Origin of the sequence: Herbaspirillum sp. WGmk3 (assembly GCF_023952535.1) — a bacterium.
Lineage (GTDB): Bacteria > Pseudomonadota > Gammaproteobacteria > Burkholderiales > Burkholderiaceae_D > Herbaspirillum > Herbaspirillum huttiense.
The window spans coordinates 1,022,478-1,042,672 of record NZ_JAKYWT010000002.1 but is presented as its reverse complement, the minus strand read 5'-3'; the positions used below and the strand labels follow the sequence as shown (position 1 = coordinate 1,042,672).

General features: G+C 61.7%; 18 protein-coding genes and 1 tRNA gene. 9 read left to right on the top strand and 10 right to left on the bottom strand.

Features of this window, described 5'->3' with window-relative positions:
• Positions 1-53: 53 nt before the first annotated feature.
• Positions 54-395: an I78 family peptidase inhibitor gene (locus MKD49_RS10625; RefSeq protein ID WP_209569133.1), complete on the bottom strand. Its 342-nt coding sequence runs from the start codon at positions 393-395 to the stop codon at positions 54-56.
• Between the two features lie 144 nt (positions 396-539).
• On the bottom strand, positions 540-1,493 hold the full coding sequence (gene trxB, locus MKD49_RS10620) for a thioredoxin-disulfide reductase (RefSeq protein WP_252696235.1): 954 nt from the start codon (positions 1,491-1,493) through the stop codon (positions 540-542).
• 395 nt (positions 1,494-1,888) lie between these two features.
• Here trxB and MKD49_RS10615 point away from each other — a divergent pair, with 395 nt between their 5' ends.
• Both MKD49_RS10615 and lolA read left to right on the top strand, forming a co-directional pair.
• Positions 1,889-4,231, top strand: coding sequence for a DNA translocase FtsK (locus MKD49_RS10615; RefSeq protein ID WP_252696234.1), 2,343 nt, complete (start codon positions 1,889-1,891; stop codon positions 4,229-4,231).
• A gap of 125 nt (positions 4,232-4,356) precedes the next feature.
• The gene (lolA, locus tag MKD49_RS10610; protein ID WP_134135188.1) at positions 4,357-5,070 is read left to right on the top strand and encodes an outer membrane lipoprotein chaperone LolA; all 714 of its coding nucleotides are present in this window, start codon (positions 4,357-4,359) and stop codon (positions 5,068-5,070) included.
• Positions 5,071-5,145: 75 nt separating this feature from the next.
• Here the strand turns inward: lolA and fdxA are convergent, their stop codons facing one another.
• Entirely contained in the window at positions 5,146-5,484 is a 339-nt protein-coding gene (gene fdxA, locus MKD49_RS10605; RefSeq protein ID WP_088753639.1) for a ferredoxin FdxA, read from the bottom strand.
• Positions 5,485-5,754: 270 nt separating this feature from the next.
• Here fdxA and MKD49_RS10600 point away from each other — a divergent pair, with 270 nt between their 5' ends.
• A complete protein-coding gene (locus MKD49_RS10600) occupies positions 5,755-7,059 on the top strand; it encodes a replication-associated recombination protein A (protein ID WP_252696233.1) in 1,305 nt (434 codons plus the stop codon).
• Positions 7,060-7,109: 50 nt separating this feature from the next.
• On the opposite strand, the gene MKD49_RS10595 is transcribed toward MKD49_RS10600, so the two are convergent.
• From MKD49_RS10595 to MKD49_RS10585, 3 genes are all read right to left on the bottom strand, one after another.
• On the bottom strand, positions 7,110-7,439 hold the full coding sequence (locus tag MKD49_RS10595) for an H-NS family nucleoid-associated regulatory protein (protein WP_252696232.1): 330 nt from the start codon (positions 7,437-7,439) through the stop codon (positions 7,110-7,112).
• Positions 7,440-7,524: 85 nt separating this feature from the next.
• Positions 7,525-8,214, bottom strand: coding sequence for a hypothetical protein (locus MKD49_RS10590; RefSeq protein WP_252696231.1), 690 nt, complete (start codon positions 8,212-8,214; stop codon positions 7,525-7,527).
• Positions 8,215-8,635: 421 nt separating this feature from the next.
• The gene (locus MKD49_RS10585) at positions 8,636-9,277 is read right to left on the bottom strand and encodes an alanyl-tRNA editing protein (protein WP_252696230.1); all 642 of its coding nucleotides are present in this window, start codon (positions 9,275-9,277) and stop codon (positions 8,636-8,638) included.
• Between the two features lie 97 nt (positions 9,278-9,374).
• Here MKD49_RS10585 and MKD49_RS10580 point away from each other — a divergent pair, with 97 nt between their 5' ends.
• Positions 9,375-10,322 carry a LysR family transcriptional regulator gene (locus MKD49_RS10580; RefSeq protein ID WP_121039502.1) on the top strand — a complete coding sequence of 316 codons (948 nt, stop codon included), beginning with the start codon at positions 9,375-9,377 and terminating at the stop codon, positions 10,320-10,322.
• Between the two features lie 5 nt (positions 10,323-10,327).
• Here the strand turns inward: MKD49_RS10580 and MKD49_RS10575 are convergent, their stop codons facing one another.
• The gene (locus MKD49_RS10575) at positions 10,328-10,951 is read right to left on the bottom strand and encodes an anaphase-promoting protein (protein ID WP_252696229.1); all 624 of its coding nucleotides are present in this window, start codon (positions 10,949-10,951) and stop codon (positions 10,328-10,330) included.
• 174 nt (positions 10,952-11,125) lie between these two features.
• On the opposite strand from MKD49_RS10575, the gene serS reads away from it, so the two are divergent.
• Positions 11,126-12,427 carry a serine--tRNA ligase gene (serS, locus tag MKD49_RS10570; protein WP_034331782.1) on the top strand — a complete coding sequence of 434 codons (1,302 nt, stop codon included), beginning with the start codon at positions 11,126-11,128 and terminating at the stop codon, positions 12,425-12,427.
• A gap of 101 nt (positions 12,428-12,528) precedes the next feature.
• On the opposite strand, the gene MKD49_RS10565 is transcribed toward serS, so the two are convergent.
• Positions 12,529-14,409: a GGDEF domain-containing protein gene (locus MKD49_RS10565; protein ID WP_134222087.1), complete on the bottom strand. Its 1,881-nt coding sequence runs from the start codon at positions 14,407-14,409 to the stop codon at positions 12,529-12,531.
• A 275-nt stretch (positions 14,410-14,684) separates the two neighbouring features.
• On the opposite strand from MKD49_RS10565, the gene MKD49_RS10560 reads away from it, so the two are divergent.
• A tRNA-Ser gene (locus MKD49_RS10560) sits at positions 14,685-14,774 on the top strand.
• Positions 14,775-15,095: 321 nt separating this feature from the next.
• Complete coding sequence (locus tag MKD49_RS10555) at positions 15,096-16,841, top strand: diguanylate cyclase (RefSeq protein ID WP_252696228.1); 1,746 nt, start codon at positions 15,096-15,098, stop codon at positions 16,839-16,841.
• Here the strand turns inward: MKD49_RS10555 and MKD49_RS10550 are convergent, their stop codons facing one another.
• Both MKD49_RS10550 and MKD49_RS10545 read right to left on the bottom strand, forming a co-directional pair.
• Positions 16,842-17,864, bottom strand: a complete 1,023-nt coding sequence (locus tag MKD49_RS10550; protein ID WP_252696227.1) for a LacI family DNA-binding transcriptional regulator — start codon at positions 17,862-17,864, stop codon at positions 16,842-16,844.
• A 101-nt stretch (positions 17,865-17,965) separates the two neighbouring features.
• A complete protein-coding gene (locus MKD49_RS10545) occupies positions 17,966-18,391 on the bottom strand; it encodes a MarR family winged helix-turn-helix transcriptional regulator (protein ID WP_121039514.1) in 426 nt (141 codons plus the stop codon).
• Between the two features lie 138 nt (positions 18,392-18,529).
• Here MKD49_RS10545 and MKD49_RS10540 point away from each other — a divergent pair, with 138 nt between their 5' ends.
• Together MKD49_RS10540 and MKD49_RS26440 are read left to right on the top strand one after the other, a co-directional pair.
• Positions 18,530-19,744, top strand: a complete 1,215-nt coding sequence (locus MKD49_RS10540) for an HPP family protein (protein WP_209580778.1) — start codon at positions 18,530-18,532, stop codon at positions 19,742-19,744.
• A gap of 72 nt (positions 19,745-19,816) precedes the next feature.
• Entirely contained in the window at positions 19,817-19,945 is a 129-nt protein-coding gene (locus tag MKD49_RS26440; protein ID WP_256497641.1) for a hypothetical protein, read from the top strand.
• The last annotated feature ends 250 nt before the right edge of the window (positions 19,946-20,195 follow it).

Sequence of the window (20,195 nt, the reverse complement as noted above, 5' to 3'; positions counted from 1 at the left end):
CCTGTAGCGGTTTGTTCCCTAAGTGACTACTTTAGCAGAAGCAGGCGAGCTCTTCAGCCGCAGGCCACCTTGATGATCACCAGGCCCGGATCGACGTGCAGATTGAGGCGGCGCGGGTTGAAGTCCATGGTGGCGGCGTCGTCCGGCTTGAGCACGCGGATGTCGGTGGCACCGGATTCGGCCAGTGCCTGGCGCTCCACGTAGCCGCTGTAGTTTTCGCCGATCAGGTGATCGGCACGCGAGGCATCGCATTGGCCGGCCGTGGCGTCGGCCACCGGGGTTTCGCGGGAGGCACTGCAGGCGACCAGCACGGCACCCAGGCTCATGGTGGCCAGCACGGCCTTGAGCACCGGCGAGCGGCGACCGTCGCGGGAAGGGGATGAGTAATAGGGCACGATGCTTTCCTCGGTCTTGATGATTCTGATATGGGATTGCTCGAGTGAAACAAAAAAGCCGGGACGACAACTCGTCACCGGCTTTTGGAGTGCCCGTTGCGTTGCGAGTTCTCGCAGCGCAGCATTTTACATCTCTTTACCTGCTTATTCGAGGCCTTCCAGATAGCGCTGTGCATCCAGTGCTGCCATGCAACCCGTACCGGCGCTGGTGATGGCCTGGCGGTAGATGTGATCCTGCACGTCGCCGGCGGCGAAGACGCCGTCGACGCTGGTGGCGGTGGCAAAGCCTTCGGTGCCGGTGCGGGTCTTCAGGTAGCCGTTCTGCATCTCCAGCTGGCCGTCGAAGATGCTGGTGTTGGGCTTGTGGCCGATGGCGATGAACAGGCCGTGCACAGGGATCTCGGTGATGGCGCCGTCCTGGGTCGACTTGATCTTGATGCCGGTCACGCCGCTGTCGTCGCCGACCACTTCATCCAGAGTGGAATGCCACTGGATGGCGATCTTGCCTTCGGTGACCTTGTGCAGCAGGCGGTCGATCAGGATGGGCTCGGCGCGGAACTTGTCGCGGCGGTGCACGATGGTGACCTTGCTGGCGATGTTGGAGAGGTACAGCGCTTCTTCCACGGCGGTGTTGCCGCCGCCGACCACGGCCACTTCCTTGCCGCGGTAGAAGAAACCGTCACAGGTGGCGCAAGCCGACACGCCACGGCCCATGAAGGCCTGTTCCGAGGGCAGGCCCAGGTATTGGGCCGAGGCGCCGGTGGCGATGATCAGGGCATCGGCCGTGTACTCGCCGCTGTCGCCGATCAGGCGGAACGGGCGCTCGGAGAGCTTGGTGGTGTGGATGTGATCGAAGATGATCTCGGTATTGAAACGCTCGGCGTGCTGCAGCAGGCGCTGCATCAGTTCCGGGCCTTGCACGCCCAGCGGGTCGCCGGGCCAGTTCTCGACGTCGGTGGTGGTCATCAGCTGGCCGCCTTGCTCCACGCCGGTGATCAGCACCGGGTTCAGGTTGGCGCGCGCGGCATAGACGGCGGCGCTATAGCCGGCGGGGCCGGAGCCGAGAATCAGGACCTTGGCATGTTTGGGCGTGCTCATAAGCTACTCATCAAATGTTGTGGGATCGCTTCTGCAAATGAGGCGACTCCCGGGGATTTCAATTCCCGGCCGGTCAGGCAGTTCAGCCAGACCGGCCGGCACAAGCGGGGCGGTTGCCAGCGCACAAGTTTGCGGTTTGCCGCGCTGCAAAACGGGTAAGATTATAGTCCATGCCCTCAACGGGGCTCATGGAATTACGCTATGCCGGTGATAGCCGCCGGCGTGGCAGACAGTAGCAGCAACGCTGTCGAAAATATGAACAAAATGACAGCACCCCCAGAACGATAGCGGTCAATCAAGGTCAGTGCAGCGGGTTTCCCGCCGCCCAGCGCAAAACCGCGAAGCGCCAAGTCAATGCCGTTACAATGACGGCTAGTTTTTTTTGTACGGAAGTTATGTCCAAGACGAGTCAAGCCCACATCCGCACCAACAAGACGCCGGCACCTCCCATGCCCAACCGTCTGGTACGGCTGTTATCGGAGGCGCGCTGGCTGGCGCTGGCGGCCTTGCTGGCCTATCTGGCGCTGATCCTGCTGAGCTATGCCAAGACCGACCCCGGCTGGTCGGTGGCCAGCTCGGTGCCGCGCGTGGGCAACTGGGGCGGCCGCGTCGGTGCCTGGATGGCCGACTTGCTGCTCTACATCTTCGGGCTCTCGGCCTGGTGGTGGTGCGTCTTGCTGGGGCGCTCGGTGTGGACCGGCTACCGGCGCCTGTCGAACCGCTTCCTGGTGGCCCAGCCGGTGGAACCGGAGCATCACCAGGAGCCGCTGATCCGCGCCGTGGGCTTTGTCTTCATGCTGACCGGCAGCATGGGCATCGAATTCACCCGCATGCAGCGCTTAGCGCCCAAGTTGCCGCATTCGTCCGGTGGCGTGCTGGGCGAGATGATCGGTTCGGCCATGCAGCCGACCTTCGGCTTCACGGGCTCCACCTTGTTGCTGTTGCTGCTGTTCGGACTGGGCTTCTCGCTGCTGTTCCAGGTCTCCTGGCTGGCGGCGGTGGAGCGCATCGGCGGCATGATCGAGGATGGCCTGTTCTGGGTGCGGGACTTCTTCGCCGCCCGGGCCGATCGCCGCGCCGGCCAGGAAGCCGCCGTCAAGCGCGAGGAGACCGTGGTGCAGGAACGCGCCAAGATCGTCGAGGCGCCGCCGATCCGCATCGAGCCGCAAATCGTCGAAGTGCAGAAATCCGACCGCGTCCAGAAGGAGAAGCAGACCAGCCTCTTCGATGACCTCAACAGCGAATTGCCGCCGTTGTCGCTGCTGGATGAAGCACCGCCGGCGCAGCAGACGGTCTCGGTGGAAACCTTGGAATTCACCAGCCGCCTGATCGAAAAGAAACTGGCCGACTTCGGTGTCGAGGTCAAGGTGGTGGCGGCCTATCCCGGCCCGGTGATCACCCGCTATGAAATCGAACCGGCCACGGGCGTGAAGGGCAGCCAGATCGTCAACTTGGCGCGCGACCTGGCGCGCTCGCTGTCGCTGACGTCGATTCGCGTGGTGGAAGTCATCCAGGGCAAGAATTTCATGGGCCTGGAGCTGCCCAATCCCAAGCGCCAGATCGTGCGCCTGACCGAGATCCTCGGCTCCAAGGTCTACAACGACAGCCATTCCAGCCTGACCGTGGCGCTGGGCAAGGACATTGCCGGCAACCCGGTGGTGGCCGACCTGGCCAAGATGCCGCACTTGCTGGTGGCCGGTACCACCGGTTCGGGCAAGTCGGTGGGGATCAATGCCACCATTCTTTCGCTGCTGTACAAATCTTCGCCGCGCCAGGTGCGCCTGATCCTGATCGATCCCAAGATGCTGGAACTGTCGATCTACGAAGGCATTCCGCACCTGCTGGCGCCGGTGGTGACCGACATGCGCCAGGCCGGCCATGCCCTGAACTGGGCGGTGGAAGAGATGGAGCGCCGCTACAAGAAGATGTCCAAGCTGGGCGTGCGCAACCTGGCCGGTTACAACCAGAAGATCATCGATGCCGAGAAGCGCGGCGAGAAGATCCCCAATCCCTTCAGCCTCACCCCGGATGCGCCGGAACCGCTGGAGCAGCTGGAAACCATCGTCATCATCATCGACGAACTGGCCGACCTGATGATGGTGGTGGGCAAGAAGGTGGAAGAACTGATCGCCCGCATCGCCCAGAAGGCGCGCGCGGCCGGCATCCACCTGATCCTGGCCACGCAGCGCCCGTCGGTGGACGTCATCACCGGCCTGATCAAGGCCAACGTGCCTACGCGCATTGCCTTCCAGGTGTCGTCCAAGATCGACTCCCGCACCATCCTTGACCAGATGGGCGCCGAAGCCCTGCTGGGCATGGGTGACATGCTCTACAACGCCCCGGGTACGGCCTTGCCGGTGCGGGTGCACGGCGCCTTCGTCTCGGATGATGAAGTGCATCGCGTGGTCGAGCACCTCAAAGCCCAGGGGGAACCGAATTACATCGAGGGCATCCTAGAGGGAGGCGTGCTGGAGGACGGTGGCGGTGGCAGCGGTGCTGCGGCCGGTGCCGGTGCCGGTGGCGGCGAAGGCGACGAGATGTACGACCAGGCCGTGGCCGTGGTCCTGAAACATCGCCGGGCCTCGATCTCGCTGGTGCAGCGTCACCTGCGCATCGGCTACAACCGCGCGGCGCGCTTGCTGGAGCAGATGGAGCAAAGCGGCCTGGTCTCCACCATGCAATCCAATGGCAACCGTGAAATCCTGGTGCCGGCAGGTGCCGGCGACGCGGCTGAATAAGCCGGGTTCCGATCCAGTTGCGCGCCAGATTGCATCCCGTCATCAACAGCACGCCCTGAAGGCCGGCCACTGTCGCGCCGGCCGCCACCTTGCAGGTGGCATCCGTCAAGAAGGAATCGAATAACATGGACAATTCCAGAAACGCTTTCCGCTCGCGCACTGCGCAAGCCCGCACGTTCAACCTGCGCCGCCTGGTCATGGCGGCCGGTCTTTCGGCACTGGCGGTGGCCGGTGCCATCGCCATCACCGCGCTGACCCCGGGCCGCGCTTCGGCCGCCGCCCTGGACCAGTTCAAGCAGTTCGTCAGCAGCACGCAATCGGCCAAAGGTGCCTTCACCCAGCGCATGGTGCGGGTCGAGAACGGCAGCTCCAAGGTGGTCAATACGTCCAGCGGCAGCTTCGTGTTTTCGCGTCCGGGCAAATTCATCTGGACCTACCAGAAGCCCTATGAGCAGGTGATCCAGGCTGATGGAGAAAAACTCTTCATCTACGACAAGGACCTCAACCAGGTCACGACCAAGAAACTGGGCAATGCGCTGGGTTCTTCGCCGGCTGCCATCCTTTTCGGCAGCAATGATCTTGAAAAAAACTTCACCCTGAAGGAAGCCGGCACCAAGGATGGCCTGGAATGGCTGCAAGCCGTGCCCAAGAGCAAGGACACGACCTTCGACAACATCGGCATCGGCCTGAAGAACGGCACGCCGGTGGCCATGGAACTGCATGATTCCTTTGGCCAGGTGTCGGTGCTGAGCTTTGATAGCTTCGAGAAGAATCCGCCGCTCAAGGGCAACAGCTTCAACTTCACGGTGCCTAAGGGTGCGGACGTGTTCGAGAACTGATCGGCTTCCCCTTTACGTCAAACAGCCCCGCAGGCTTGCGCTTGCGGGGCTGTTTTCATGTGAGGGGCATGCGCGTCAGGGTTCGGGCATCTTCAGCAGGGGCAGCTTGCCTGTAACGTCCTTCCACTGCGCGTGATCGGGCAGGGGCGGCTGGGCCTTGGTGATGGGTTTCCAGCCGGGCAGCTTGGCGAGGCGGGCGTTGAGGTCCTCGAAGTGCGACAGGGCGGCGGGCAGGTCGGTGGCGTTGTAGATGGCGCCGACCGGGCATTCCGGCACGCACATGGAGCAGTCGATGCAGCCGTCCGGATCGATGGCCAAAAAATTCGGGCCTTCCACGAAGCAGTCCATGGGGCAGACGCTGACGCAATCGGTGTACTTGCACTGGATACAGGAATCGGTGACGACGAAGGGCATGGAAAGCAGGGGAAAGGGCAGGTAAAAGGGCGATGTGAAGTAAAACGCACAGGCCGCATTTTAACCGCTGCGCCCGATGGCTGCAGGCGCAGCCCGTCATCGCGCCATTGCCCTCGCAGCGGCCTGCTGCGTTAGACTACGGCCTTTGGTGAACGCGCCTTGCAATCCGGCGCTGCGCCCGCATCCTGATGACTATGAACTTTATTTCCCTGGCCGCCCGGTGGCCGTCTTCTTTGCCTGTTGATTCCCGTTGCCTGCAGGAGGCTGCCCATGGCTGACCTGTTTGCGCAAGAACCGACCGCGCCGCTGGCGGAGGCCCTGCGGCCCAAGACGCTGGACGAGGTGATCGGGCAGTCGCACCTGCTCGGAGAAGGCAAGCCGCTGCGCCTGGCCTTCCAGTCCGGCAAGCCGCATTCGATGATCTTCTGGGGCCCGCCGGGCGTGGGCAAGACCACGCTGGCGCGGCTCACGGCCACCGCCTTCGACTGCGAATTCATCGCGCTGTCGGCGGTGTTCTCGGGCGTGAAGGATATCCGCGCGGCCATGGAACAGGCCGAGCAGAATCTGGCGATGGGCAAGCACACCATCCTGTTCGTCGATGAAATCCACCGCTTCAACAAGTCGCAGCAGGATGCGCTGTTGCCCTATGCGGAAAGCGGGCTGGTGACCTTCGTCGGTGCCACTACCGAGAATCCTTCCTTCGAGGTCAATTCGGCGCTGCTGTCGCGGGCGCAGGTCTATGTGCTGAAGTCGCTCACCGATGAGGAGCTGAAGCAATTGCTCAAGCGTGCGCAGGACAAGGCGCTGGGCGACCTGCAGTTCGATGACCAAGCCACGGAAACGATCATCGGTTACGCCGATGGCGATGCGCGGCGGTTCCTGAACCTGCTGGAGCAGACCCAGACCGCCGCGCACACTACCGGTACCCAGGTGGTGACGGCGGAATTCCTGCAGAACGCGTTGACCCTCAACAGCCGTCGGTTCGACAAGGGCGGCGACAATTTCTACGATCAGATTTCAGCGCTGCACAAGTCGGTGCGCGGTTCGCATCCGGATGCGGCGTTGTACTGGTTGACGCGCATGCTCGACGGCGGTGCCGATCCGCGCTACCTGTCGCGGCGCATCGTGCGCATGGCGTGGGAAGACATCGGCCTGGCCGACCCGCGCGCCATGCAGATCGCCAACGATGCTGCGCTGACCTATGAGCGGCTGGGCAGCCCCGAGGGTGAACTGGCGCTGGGGCAGGCGGTGATCTACCTGGCGGTGGCGGCCAAGAGCAATGCCGGCTATAACGCCTACAACGCCGCGCGCGCTTTCGTGAAGCAGGACAAGAGCCGCGAAGTGCCGGTGCATCTGCGCAATGCGCCGACCAAGCTGATGAAGGAATTGGGGTATGGGCATGAATATCGGTATGCCCATGATGAGCCCAATGCTTATGCGGCGGGGGAGACTTATCTGCCGGACGGTATTGCCGAGCCGGGGTGGTATCAGCCTGTGCCGCGGGGGTTGGAAATCAAGATTGGTGAGAAGCTGACCCTGCTGAAGAAGTGGGATGAAGAGGCGGGGCAGAATTAAGAAAAAAAAGCACCTGATCAGGTGCTTTTTCAACAAAGCGCGGCCGCTTTTCATCGATGAGATTTTCCCTTCACGCGATATTTCTCGATATCGCCGCCCGCATCCGTGATCTCCTTGACCCAGCCCGGCTTGCGGCCACGGGCAGCGCCTGACCAGGTGAGATCGCCATTTCGGTACATCACCACCGCCGTTTTGGCGGCAGCTTTCTTGACGGTTTTCTTTCTGGCAGGCGCCAATCCAAGCTGTTCCGCTGTCAGGCCGTATTCAGCGATTTGCTGCTTGATGCCGGTGATAACGCTTTCCAGTTCTTTTGCCTTCTGCTTTTCAGCCTGGTCTTGCAGCTTCTTGATTTGCGCTTGGAGATCTGCGTAACTTGTCATTTTTTTCCTTTAATGAAGGAGTGGATCGGGTTGAAATTCACTACGCATCATTGATAGCTCTTTTTTGAGCCAAGTTGCTTAACTTTTAAAATAAATATTTGGCTTTCAATCTGTCAATGAGGGATGGCGGCATCGTAATGACGTGGTCCTCCTGCTTTTCATCGTCCTGATAGATGATGCGGTCATGTCCGATTACCAGCGGCTCATGTCCGGGTTTGCCATCCCATACGATGACATAACGCCTTTTTACCAGGTGCTCTCCCTGTTCATTTGTAATCGTCAGTTCAGCCAGGTCCGGTACGTCGTCAGAAAGAATTCCTCCGTGACTTGTCCCGCTTCCACAAATCTTTATTGAATACTTTTGATTTTGAAATTCTTTGATTCCGCCATTTAATTCATCGGTGTAATCATATTTTCTGCAATCGAATTTTCTGCTGTTTGCAGCAAGATAGTTAGTGATCAAAAGGGTGGAAACAAGCGAAAACACCAGCCAGAAAATAATGGTCGGGATCATTTTTCGAAATTCTTTTCTTAGATCATTTCCTTTTTTCTTGAAGCTATTGGCTTTATTTCCAAAGAAAATCAGAACCACGAATAGGATCCCAAGGGCGGTATATTCTTTGAAGTAAAAAAGAAGGAAGAATATTTTTCCTGCTAGCTGGAATTCCCCAATCTGAGCAAGTGCCAATAATCCTGAAATCGCGATAACAATCAAACTCAGGATGATGGCAAGGTTCTTTATTGACCAGATAAAGTATTTTCGTATGGACGGCATATCGTTCCAATACAGAGCGCGACAGGTCTATTGAGCACGTACCGCTCGGGCTGGCTGCGGGCTCTCTTCTTTATTGATATTCGTCCTCCGGTGCGACTTGTATCGGGAAGATCTTGCAGGTCATATTTTGGAATTTTGTAGTGATGTTCAGCGGCCAGACTCTGCGGCCCCGGTTCTCGTAATTGAGTTTGGGGAGAGTCCTGCTGTTTGTGTTGTTCAGCTTGTTCTGCAAGCTTGCGCCGTCTTGCTTTTGCCATCGTCACCCCTGAGCATGGTCAAAAAGCTCAGACGGTACGTGCGTGGACTTGCGTTAGAAATCGTCCATAGGTGCGGCATTGGACTCGACGGAGAAAAATGCCCGATTTATTTCAGTCATTCCAGAACGAATTTGACTCCATATTCGGTCGAGTCAGATTTGCACTCAGCCGATGACGTCATACCGGACCAACGCCTCCCCCTTCTTGATCCGCACCGATTCAATCCGAATCTGTCCGATCTCCCCCAGCGCCGCCACGTGCGTCCCGCCACAAGGATAGGCGGGCAATTCGCCAAAGCCGATCTGACGCAAGCCATTTTCCATGGCCATCACACAGGGCAGATCCTGCGCCAGCAATTCATTGCAGCGGCGCTCCAGTTCTGCTGGCACCAGTTCCTGCGCCGTGCCATCAGCTGCAGCACCCACGCCCACCACGCGCGCTTCTCCCGGCCAGTGATGGGCTTTGGTCGGCTTCCATCCCAGTTCCGCCATCACTTGCCCGATCACATGGCCTGCCGAATGCAAGCGGGCATGCAACCGGCGCGGCTCGGCGTCGACGGCCGCCACGGCCGGGCCCGCTGCAACAGGGGCTGCGGTGTAATGAACGATGCCTTCACTTTCGCTGACCACGCGCAGCACTTCCACGTCGCCGATGCGGCCGGTATCGCTGGGTTGTCCGCCGCCCTGAGGATGAAAGGGCGTGGCCGACAGGCGCACGGCGTAGCGGCCATCGTCCTGCGGGGTGCAGTTCAGCACGTGGATGTCGGCGCGCAAGGCGCGGTCGGTCAGGTAGAGGCGTTCAGTCATGGCGAGGCTTTCAATGTGGCTTGCTGCGAGTGTCGTGCATTGTAGCGGCCGCACGAAGTTGCGATAATCCGGTATCGACGCAAAGGATCTTTGCATCATGAGCACAAATCAAAGCATTGCCCTCCTGAACGAAATGGCCGTCTTCGCCAAGGTGGTGGAGACGGGCAGTTTCTCCGAAGCCGCACGCCAGCTGGGCGCCACGCCCTCGGCCACCAGCCGCGCCATCGCCCGCCTGGAAAAGGCGCTGGGTACGCAACTCCTCCAGCGGACCACCCGCAAGCTGCGCCTGAGCGCGAGTGGCGAGGAAATCCACGCCCGCTGCCGCGACATGCTCAATGCCGCGCAAGCCGTGCTGGCCGTCTCCGCTGCCTTCGATGCCGAGCCGCAAGGGCAGGTGAGGGTGAGCGTGCCCAAGGCGGTCGGCCATGCGCTGGTGCATCCGCATATGCCGGATTTCCTGGCCGCCCATCCCAAGGTGGACGTGCTGTTGCGGCTGGAGGACCGCTACATGGACCTCATCGACGATCAGGTCGACCTGGCCATCCGTATCACCGACCAGCCGCCGCCAGGCCTGATGGGCCGGCGCCTGATGCGCATCGACCATCTGCTGTGCGCCACGCCGCACTACCTGCAGCAGCACGGGGCGCCTGCGCACCCGCAGGCCTTGAAGGAGCACAGCTGCATCTACCTCGGCGAATCACCGGCGGACGCACGCTGGCGCTTTCGCCGGCAGGGCAAGACCGTCAATGTAGAAGTACGGGGAAGGTATGCCGCCAACCATACCGGCGTGCGGCTCGATGCCACGCTGCGGCATCTGGGCATTGCCAGCCTGCCGTATTTCATCGCCAGGCCGGCATTGGAGGAGGGGAGGCTGGTGCAGGTGCTGCCCCAGTGGAGTTTCAAAACGCGTTATTGCGGTGAGTTGTGGGCGCTGTATCCGGCCACGCGCCATCTGCCGCCGCGCCTGAGCGCCTTTGTGCAGTTTCTTGCGCAGCGGCTGGCGCAGGAGCCGGCCCTGGCACCGGGCGCCAAGCCGGTGCGCTGAAGGGATCAGGCCGCAGGGCGGTGCCAGATGTGGAAGCTGCCTTCCATGGAGGACATGGCGGCGATCACGGTTTCATAGTTCTTGTCATCGTCGTAGCCGGGCAGGCGCGTCTTCATGGCTTCCATCAAGGCTTCCAGGCCATCGGCGTCATTGGGGACCAGCACGCCCTTGATGCCCTCGGCGCTCTTGCCGGCGAGGATCCATTGCGGTTGCGGCAGGGCATCGTCGCTGATGCGGATGGTGACGTCATCGACTGCACTCCAGGCGATGCCCTCGCGCTTGGCCCCGCGCACCATGGTGCGGATTTCTTCATCATCGAATTCCACGCTGATCTTGCGTGCCTGCTGGGCCGCCACCCGCGTGGGCGACAGCTCGGCAGCGCCCGGTGCCTGCACTTTCCAGTCAGTCTTGCGGACCTTGGGCGGCACCAGGCGGTTCTTGATCTGCTGGCCGAAGGCGAAGGTGGCACCGAAGGAAAGCCCGGCGATCAGCCCGTAGAACAGGCTGGCCTCGTTGGACATGTAGTGGATGCCGGCCCACAGGCCCACGGCCAGGGCGGCGACCAGGCCCAGCAGGGAAAACAGGACGGGGACTTCGCGCGGCGGGCGGGATTCGGGCTGGACGGACATGGGCAAACGGGTCTCATGAGGGATGCAATGGGCCGCATGGTAACCCGCATGGGCGGTGGCGGCTACCGCTGCGGCCGGATTTTATTGCGGGCAGGGCGCACGGGAGGCCCGTGGCGGGCGCGCGACTTGGTACAATCGCGGTTTCGAGCATCAACCCTATCGTAATTTCTTCCCATGATCGACATTCAACTCCTCCGTAAAGACATCGAGAACGTCGCAGCCCGCCTGGCGGCCCGCAAGTTCGTCCTGGACGTGGCCGGCTTCAATGCGCTGGAAGCCGAGCGCAAGCAGATCCAGACCCGTACCGAAGAACTGCAGGGCAAGCGCAATTCGCTGTCCAAGCAGATCGGCATGCTCAAGGGCAAAGGTGAAGACGCTTCCGCCGTCATGGCCGAAGTCAACGGCATCGGCGACGAGTTGAAGGCCTCCGCCACCCGCCTGGAAGAAGTGCAGCAGCAGATGACCCTGTTCCTGCAGGCCGTGCCCAACCTGCCGCACGAATCCGTGCCGGCCGGCAATGACGAAAGCGGCAACGTCGAGCTGCGCAAGGTCGGCACGCCCCGCAGCTTCGACTTCGAGATCAAGGATCACGTCGACGTCGGCGCGCCGCTGGGCCTGGACTTCGATACCGCCACCAAGCTGACCGGTTCGCGCTTCGCCGTACTCAAGGGCGGCATCGCCCGCCTGCATCGCGCGCTGGCGCAGTTCATGCTCAACACCCACACCATGGAGCATGGCTACACCGAGTGCTACACCCCCTACATCGTCAACGCCGACAGCCTGCGCGGCACCGGCCAGTTGCCCAAGTTCGAGGCGGACCTGTTCGCGGCCAAGAAGGGCGGCCAGGAAGGTGAAGCCGAAAACGCCGCACTCTATCTGATCCCGACGGCTGAAGTGCCGCTGACCAACTTCGTGCGCGATGAAATCGTCGCCGGCGACGCGCTGCCGATGAAGTTCACGGCGCACTCGCCTTGCTTCCGCTCGGAAGCCGGTTCCTATGGCCGCGACACGCGCGGCATGATCCGCCAGCACCAGTTCGACAAGGTGGAAATGGTGCAGATCGTCCATCCCGAGAAGTCCTACGAAGCCCTGGACGAGATGCTGGGCCACGCCGAGACCATCCTCAAGAAGCTCGGCCTGCCATATCGCGTCATCACCCTGTGCACCGGCGACATGGGCTTTGGTGCGGCCAAGACCTATGACATCGAAGTCTGGCTGCCGGCGCAGAACACCTATCGCGAGATCTCCTCGGTCTCCAACTGTGAAGCCTTCCAGGCGCGCCGCATGCAGGCCCGCTTCCGCAATGCCCAGGGCAAGCCTGAACTGCTGCATACCCTGAACGGTTCCGGCCTGGCTGTGGGACGCACCCTGGTGGCCGTGCTGGAAAACTACCAGCAGGCCGATGGCAGCGTGGAAATCCCCGAGGTGCTGCAGCCCTACATGGGCGGCGTGACCAAGCTGGTGCCGGGCGCCTGATTCAGTTTTCCTGAGCGCCAAATGAAGACGGCTGCCTCGCAAGAGACAGTCGTTTTTTTATCGTCGCACCGGGCGAGAAAACGTTTTCGTAAGCAGGCTGGCTAAGCGTCCTTGAGCGCCCAGGAGAAGGTGGTCGGGATGCGGCGCTCGATGAAGAGGCTGTTGCCCTGGATCTTCTTGGCTTCCTTCTTGGCGCGGGTGGCGGCCGAGGCGATCTGGTGCGGTGAGGAGTATTGCGAGGGTTCGATCTTCACCGAGCCCAGCGACAGCGAGACCAGCGGGTGGAACACCCGGTTGCCTTGGCGATCCTCGGTGTAATAGCCTTTGCGCTGCACGTCTTCGTCGTAGTAGAAGGCGCGGGTTTCGGCTTCGAAGGTATCGAGGATGGTGCGGCAGCGCTTTTCCCAATCCTCGCTCTGGAACAGGATGAGGAAATCGTCCCCGCCGATGTGGCCGATGAAGTCCAGGTTGGGGTCGCAGGCCTGCTGCAGCACGCGGCCGGTGGCCTGGATCATGTCATCGCCCTTGCGATAGCCGTAGACATCGTTGAAGGGCTTGAACTGATCGAGGTCGCAGTAGCAGATGCAGAATTCCACCCCGCTTTGCAGCAGGTATTCGATGTGATCGTTGATGGGCACGTTGCCCGGCAACTGCGTCAGCGGATTGGCATGGCGGGCAGCGTCGATCTGCATCTGCGTGATCTCGCGCAGCAGGTCGTGGCCGGTGCCCAGCCCCACGTACTGGCCGCGGTCGGTGATGATGAAGCCGTTGGAGAGATGGTGCGATTCGGCATGCACCAGCAGGTTGGAGAGGTCCTGCAGGCTGGTGTCCTGCTCGGTCAGGATGGGATTGGGGTCCATGAAGAAGGCGCAGGACTTCTTGCCATACAGTTCGCGGCCGTACAGGCGGGCAAAGCGCTCCACCATGCTGTAGCGGTTGATGAGCCCGATCGGCAAGCCATTGCTGACTACCGGCAGGGCCTGCAGCTGCGGATCGTTGACGAACATGTCGTAGGCCGCATCATTGGTCACTTCCGGGCTGACGTACTGGGTCTCGCGCAGCAGCTTGGCGACGGTGGCGCTGCGCTTGCCGGGGCCATACTTGTTGGCGGCCAGCGGGACCTTGTCGCGCCGCAGGGTTTTGGTGACATCGTCCGAGATCGAGACCGGCGGCTCCGGTAGCGGACGCGAGATGTGATAGCCCTGGCCGCAGGCAATGCCGAGGTCGCGGATAGTCAGCAGTTCGGCCTGGGATTCGATGCCTTCGGCGATGACGATGGAGCCGGACTTTTCGGCAATCTCCTGGATCGAGCGCACGAACTGCAGCTTCATCGGATCATGGTTGATGCCTTGCACGAAGTGCATGTCGACCTTGACGTATTCCGGCTGCAGCTCCGACCACAGGCGCAGGCTGGAGAAACCTTCACCCAGATCGTCGATGGCGATCTGGAAGCCCATATCGCGGTAATGCATGGCCGCATTGCGCAGCAGCGCATAGTCGTAGGTCGGCTCGTTCTCGGTCAGTTCGATGATGATGCGCTGCGGGTTGACGCCCAGCTTTTCCAGATAGCGCAAGGTCTCGCCCTGGATCGCCTCCGGCTGCATCAGTGCCCCCGGCGACACGTTCAGGAACAGGTTGCCCGGCAAGCCCAGTTGCGCGAAGCGGGTCATCACGATGTGGCGGCACAGATATTCCATCTGTACCGACAGGTTGTGCGCGCGTGCCACCTTGAACAGCGCCAGCGGCGAATGCAGCGGGGTATTGGAGGGGCCGCGGATCAAACCTTCATATCCCAGGATCTCGCCGTTGCGCATGCGCACGATGGGCTGGAACAGCGCCGACAGCTTGCGTTGAGCAATGATCTCATGCAGCAATGACAACATCGGGTCGTCGGCGCCGCGCAGGGCCGCACCGGAGGCGCGGGCGATCAGATCGACGACTTCGGCGCCGAGCGGAAAGATTGGATTGGAGAGGGGAGCCATCTGGCTGAATCCGGATTCGAGAGAGTCAAAGAACGGCAATGCATCGCAAAATAGTTTACGGATCCTAGAAGTGATTTATGACAAGATGATGATAAGCAATTCAGCTTGATGGTTTTATGTATGAACTTTGCTTCTGCTAGTCTGTCCGGCGGGAGATGCAATGACGAGGAGATAAGTTTTTTGAATATTTTTTAAAAAATAGTTCCACTCTGAAAATAGTTCTGCTATAGTCGCTGTCTTCGCTGCACCACGCAGTGAAACGACCGAAGTTGACCGGAGAGGTGGCAGAGTGGTCGAATGTACCTGACTCGAAATCAGGCGTACGGTTTCCCGTACCGTGGGTTCGAATCCCACCCTCTCCGCCAGTTGGCTCAAGTGTTGTGAAGCTGTAGAGATAAGGCTCTGATTTTGTCAGGGCCTTATTTTTTTGTCCGTCGGTTCCGCGCTGGAGGGAGTGCAGTCGGCGGCAAATCATTGACTGGTCACCGGATGTTTTTCGAGGGGGAGAACATCGGCGTTGCGCCAGAGCCGTCCCATGTACTGGGAGGGTTCCTGCCGGTTTCGTGGCATCGCCGCGATAGTCCGGACAAATTTCTTCCCGCTCGCGAAGTCGCCGCGCCACCCTTGGCTGCGGCTTGATATATTCGTCTCATGCATCTGCGTTTGCTTTCCATGGCGGGCTCATCATGTCCCTGAATCGTCTGTTCCGGCTGATCTCGGTCGCCTTGCTGGCGCTGTTCCTGGCGTTTGCGGTGGCCCTGGTCTGGACGGAGTGGAACACCTACCGCAGCGGTGCCAACAGCGTGCCGGCCTTGCGCAAGCTGCGCCTGGCGCTGCTGGCGATGGAAAAGATTTCCGCCGAACGTGGTCCGGCCAACGCCGTCATGGGGGCCGGTGCCTCGCTGCCGCCGGAGCTGCAGGCCAGGCTGGCCAATGCCCGCGCCCAGAGCGATGCCGCCCTGAGCCAATTGCGCGCTGCGCTGGAGGCGGATGCCAGGCTGCGGCAGTCGTGGGCCATGGACAAGGTGCGGCTGGTCCAGCAAGGCCTGGGTCCGGCGCGCGCCAATGTTGACCGGGTGGCGCGCCTGGCGCCGCAGGATCGCAGCGACGTGCTGGTGGTCTCGGCCGTGAGCAGCATGGTCGATCTGATGCCGTTGATGGTGCGCGTGGTGAGTGATCTGAGCAATGAGGCTGACCGCGCCGATCCCTTGCTGCGTGATGGCCTCTCGGCCGTGCGCGCAGTCGCCAGCCTGCGCGAGTACGCCGGGCAGGTCGGGTCGCGTTTTGTCGCCCCACTGATTGCGCATCGTCAGCTGACCCAGGATGAAGTCATTGAAATCGGACGCCTCTATGGCCGCATCGAGTTGCTGCGCAGCTTCATCGCCGGCCAGTTGGGCAGTTACAGCCGCGCGCCGGAATTCGCCGCGGCCCTGGAGCGGGTGGAGAAGGAATATTTCGACAGTGGCTTCCAGTTCCTCGATTTCCTGCTGCAGATAGGGCTGAAATCCGGTGACTTCGGGGTCACGCCCTCCGATCTCTTCAAGTTCTATGTGCCCTCGATGGCCTCCATCACGGACCTGCGCGATCTGCTGCTCGATGATCTGCTGGAGCAGGCGGAGCGCCACAATACGCGGGCCCGCAACCTGTTGATTCTGGTGGTGAGCCTGACGCTGGTGGCTTGCCTGTTCTTCCAGATGCTGGTGGTGCTGATCGGGCGGCGTGTGGTGCGTCCGCTGGTGCAGGCGACCGATCTGGTGTCGGGTCTGGTGGACGGCAAGCTGGAGCAGGAAATCCCCGAGGCGCGCCATCAGGATGAGATCGGCGCGATGATGCGTGCGCTGCGCGTGCTCAAGCAGCGCATGCGCGAGCGCAACAGTCTGGCCAAGGAGCGCGAGGCGCTGATCACGCAATTGCAGACCTCATCCAATACCGATTTCCTGACCGGCGTATTGAACCGCCGCGCCTTCTACACCCATGCCGATCAGCAGCTGGGTGTGGCGCAACGCTATGGGCGGGCGGTCTCGGTGGTGCTGTTCGACATCGATCATTTCAAGCGCATCAACGACAGCTATGGTCACCAGGCCGGCGACGCCATCCTGATCGGCGTGAGCCAGTGTGTGGCGCAGCTGCTGCGCAAGGTGGATGTGCTGGCGCGCTATGGCGGCGAAGAATTCATCATCCTGCTGCCCGAATCCGATCTGGCGCAGGCCGCCGCCGTGGCTGACAAGCTGCGCGCGGCGCTGGAAGAGCGCGTGTTCGAGACCGAAGGGGATCGCCGTATCAACGTGACGGCCAGTTTCGGCGTGGCTACGCTGGCCGGAGGAGAGGCGCTGGACAAGCTGACCAAGCGCGCCGACATCGCGCTCTACCGCGCCAAGCGGCTGGGGCGCAATCGGGTCGAGCTGGCCGGGAATGAGCTGGAAGAGCCCTGATCAGGCGCTGTCGCGTTCCAGGATGGAATAGCCCAGATCGCACACCGCTTGCGCGACCGGCTGGCCGTCGAAGCGGGTGAGCAGCATCTCCGCTGCCGTGACACCGATCTGGTGTGCGCTGATCTGCACCGTGGTAAGGGCGGGCAGGACTTCCGTGGCGATCTCCAGGTTGGCGAATCCGGCCAGGGCGATGCGCTTTGGCACCGCGATGCCGCGCCGTGCGCATTCCAGGGCTGCACCGGCGGCCATGACGTCATTGCTGAAGAAGGCGGCCTCGATGTCCGGCTGCAGCGCCAACAGGCGGCAGATGGTCTCGCGTCCGGCCTGCAGGAAGCTGCCTACCGGCACCACCAGATGCACCGGCTCCGGCGCGCCCTGCGCCAGCAGCGCCTCCCGCATCCCGGCAAAGCGCGCCAGGCCGCGCGGATCATCCCCGCCCACGAAGGCCATGCGGCGATAGCCCTTGCGCACCAGATACTCCCCCATGGCCTGCCCGGCCGCATGGTTGTCGAAGCCGACCAGCATGTCGATGGGCTGCGGGCTCATGTCCCAGGTTTCCACTACCGGAATGCCGGCCGCCTTGAGGCGCTGGCGCGTGCGCGCCGAATGTTGTACGCCGGTCAGCACCAGGCCATCCACCCGGCGGCCGATGAAGGCTTCCACCAGGCCGGTTTCCGCGTCTTCCGAATAATTGGTTTGCCCCAGCAGCAACTGGTAGCCCTGCAGGCTCAGTTGCTCGGACAGTCCGCGCACGGTCTCGGCAAAGATCGAATGGCTGATGGTCGGCACGATGGCCGCCACGATGCGCGTGCGCCGCGAGGCCAGGCCGCCGGCCAGCATGTTGGGGATATAGCCCATGCTGCTGATGAAGGATTCGACCCGTTCGCGCGTGGCGGGGGACACCTTTTCCGGCGTATTGATGACCCGCGAGACCGTGATATGCGATACCCCCGCAGCACGCGCCACGTCTTCCTTGGTGATGGCGCGGGTAGATGCTGCGGCAGGATCGGTTTTGCGGGTCATGGGAAAGGCTGGAGAGAAGTTGTCGCAAGCATAACAGCAGCTAGCCCCGGCCGGTCTTGCGGACATCCACAAGACCGTTGCTGCAAGATGGGTGGCCGCGTTCAGTCGCGGTCGTTGAAGGCCGAGATGTGCGATACCTGGAATACGCCCGACAATGAGTGCAACTCATTGCGATGCAATTGCGCCAGGCGATGCAGGTATTGCTCGCCCAGTTCGGTCAGGCGCACCTGGACCAGGCGCTTGTCGCGGTCGTCCGGGGTGCGCGTGACCAGGCCGGCTTTCACGCAGCGCGTGACCAGGGCCACGACGCCGTGGTGCTGGGCCTGCAGGCGCTCGGCCAGTTCGCTGATGCTGGCCCATTCGCGGCCGGGATAGCCCTTGATGTGCAGCATGAGCAGGTATTGCAGGGGCGTCAGGCCTTCGCTCTGGGCGGCATCCTCCGAGAAGCGCAGGAAACGGCGCAGCTGGTAGCGAAATTCCGACAGGGCTTCGAAATCGTCTTTTTGCAGGCGGGGCGTGGCATTCATCGGAATGCACCTTCGCTGTGAAGTAAAAGGGAGAGGGGCAAACGGGACATATATATCATCTTGTGATGTAATTGTGGCTTTGGCGCGGGCGCTGTCACGCCGCGTGCCGTGTTGAAGACCCGTCGTCACGGAAGGGATATGCCCGATTCTATCTTGCTGTGGTTGAAAAGTTTTATTCCTGCCAAGACCAATGTCGATCGCTTCGAGCGCATGCGCGCTTGCGCTGGCAGTCTGTTCGGCATCCTGCTGGTCGGCCTGACCAGCTATGCGCTGCTGCCGCATGAGGCGCGCACCATCTGGCTGATCGCGCCCATGGGGGCGTCTGCCGTGTTGCTGTTTGCGGTGCCGTCCAGTCCGCTGGCCCAGCCCTGGTCCATCCTGGGCGGCAACCTCTGCGCGGCGCTCATCGGTGTGACCTGCGCGAAGCTGGTGCAGGAGCCGGCCCTGGCGGCGGCGCTGGCCATCGCGCTGGCCATTGGCGGCATGTTCCTGCTGCGCTGCATTCACCCGCCCAGCGGGGCGGTGGCCTTGACGGCGGTGCTGGGCGGCCCGGTGGTGCATGACATGGGCTATGCCTTCGTGCTTTCGCCGGTGCTGCTCAACTCGGCGCTGCTGCTGGCGGCCGCGCTGTTCTACAACAACGCCACCGGACGCCGCTACCCGCATGCCCAGCACAGCGCCGCACCCCATCCGCACCAGACCCGGGATGAATTGCCGATCACGCGGCTGGGGTTCTCGCATGAAGATCTGGACGCAGTCCTGAAGGATTTCAATCAGGTGCTCGACATCGGCCGCGACGATCTTGAAGAAATCTTCCTGCAAACCGAAATGCGGGCCTATCACCGCCGCTTCGGCCAGACTCTGTGCGCCGCGGTGATGTCGCGCGATGTGGTCGCGGTGGAATTCGCCACTGGCCTGGACGAGGCCTGGCATCTGTTGCGGCAGCACCGGTTGCGGGCCTTGCCGGTGCTCGATCGCGGGCGGCATGTCATCGGGATCGTCAGTCGTACGGATTTTCTGGAGCATGCCGGCGTGGAAGTGCATACGGGCCTGGCCGCGCAGTTGCGCCGCCTGCTGCACCGGGTGCCGTTCACGCATTCGGACAAGCCGGAAGTGGTCGGCCAGATCATGAGCCGCCCGGTCATTACCGCCCAGGTCGATACGCCGGTGCTGGAACTGGTGCCGCGCATGGCCGATGGCTTGCACCAGATTCCGGTGGTGCAGGCCGATGGCAAGCTGGCCGGCATGCTGACGCAGTCGGATATGATCGCGGCCCTCTATGAGAAAAACCTGGCGGCCACCCGCACGCTACCGGTAGCCGGCGCGGTGAGCAGCCTGCGTAGCGCCGCCTGATCGGCTTGACAGACGGGCAGGGCGGGCGGAAGGTGGCATTCTTTGCAAGGGAATTCATTCCGGGAGACTGTGATGAGAACGAATGCGCTGATTTTGCTGGGGATCGCTCTGTTATTGTCATTGCAAGCCTGTGACCGCAAGGGCGGCAATCCGCCCAAGCCGATGACGTCGGCGGTGCAGGGTGATTTGCGGATGGGGTGAACGCCGGATGGTGCGGCGGATGCTTGTTGTGGCGCGGTTCTGACGGCAGATATGAAGAATGTGAATATCTGCTATTGCCACAATAAAGCAGACTCGGCCGGGGTGCATCGCTATAGTTGCACCTGTCTCCTCCAATCTCCTTAAGAAATTGGATTCAAGCCCGCACCTCTTGGTCGCGGGCTTTTTTTTGCCTGTCGGTTTGGTTCGGGGGTGATGAACTCTTCATATCCCTTCGATCAGCAGGGAGAGC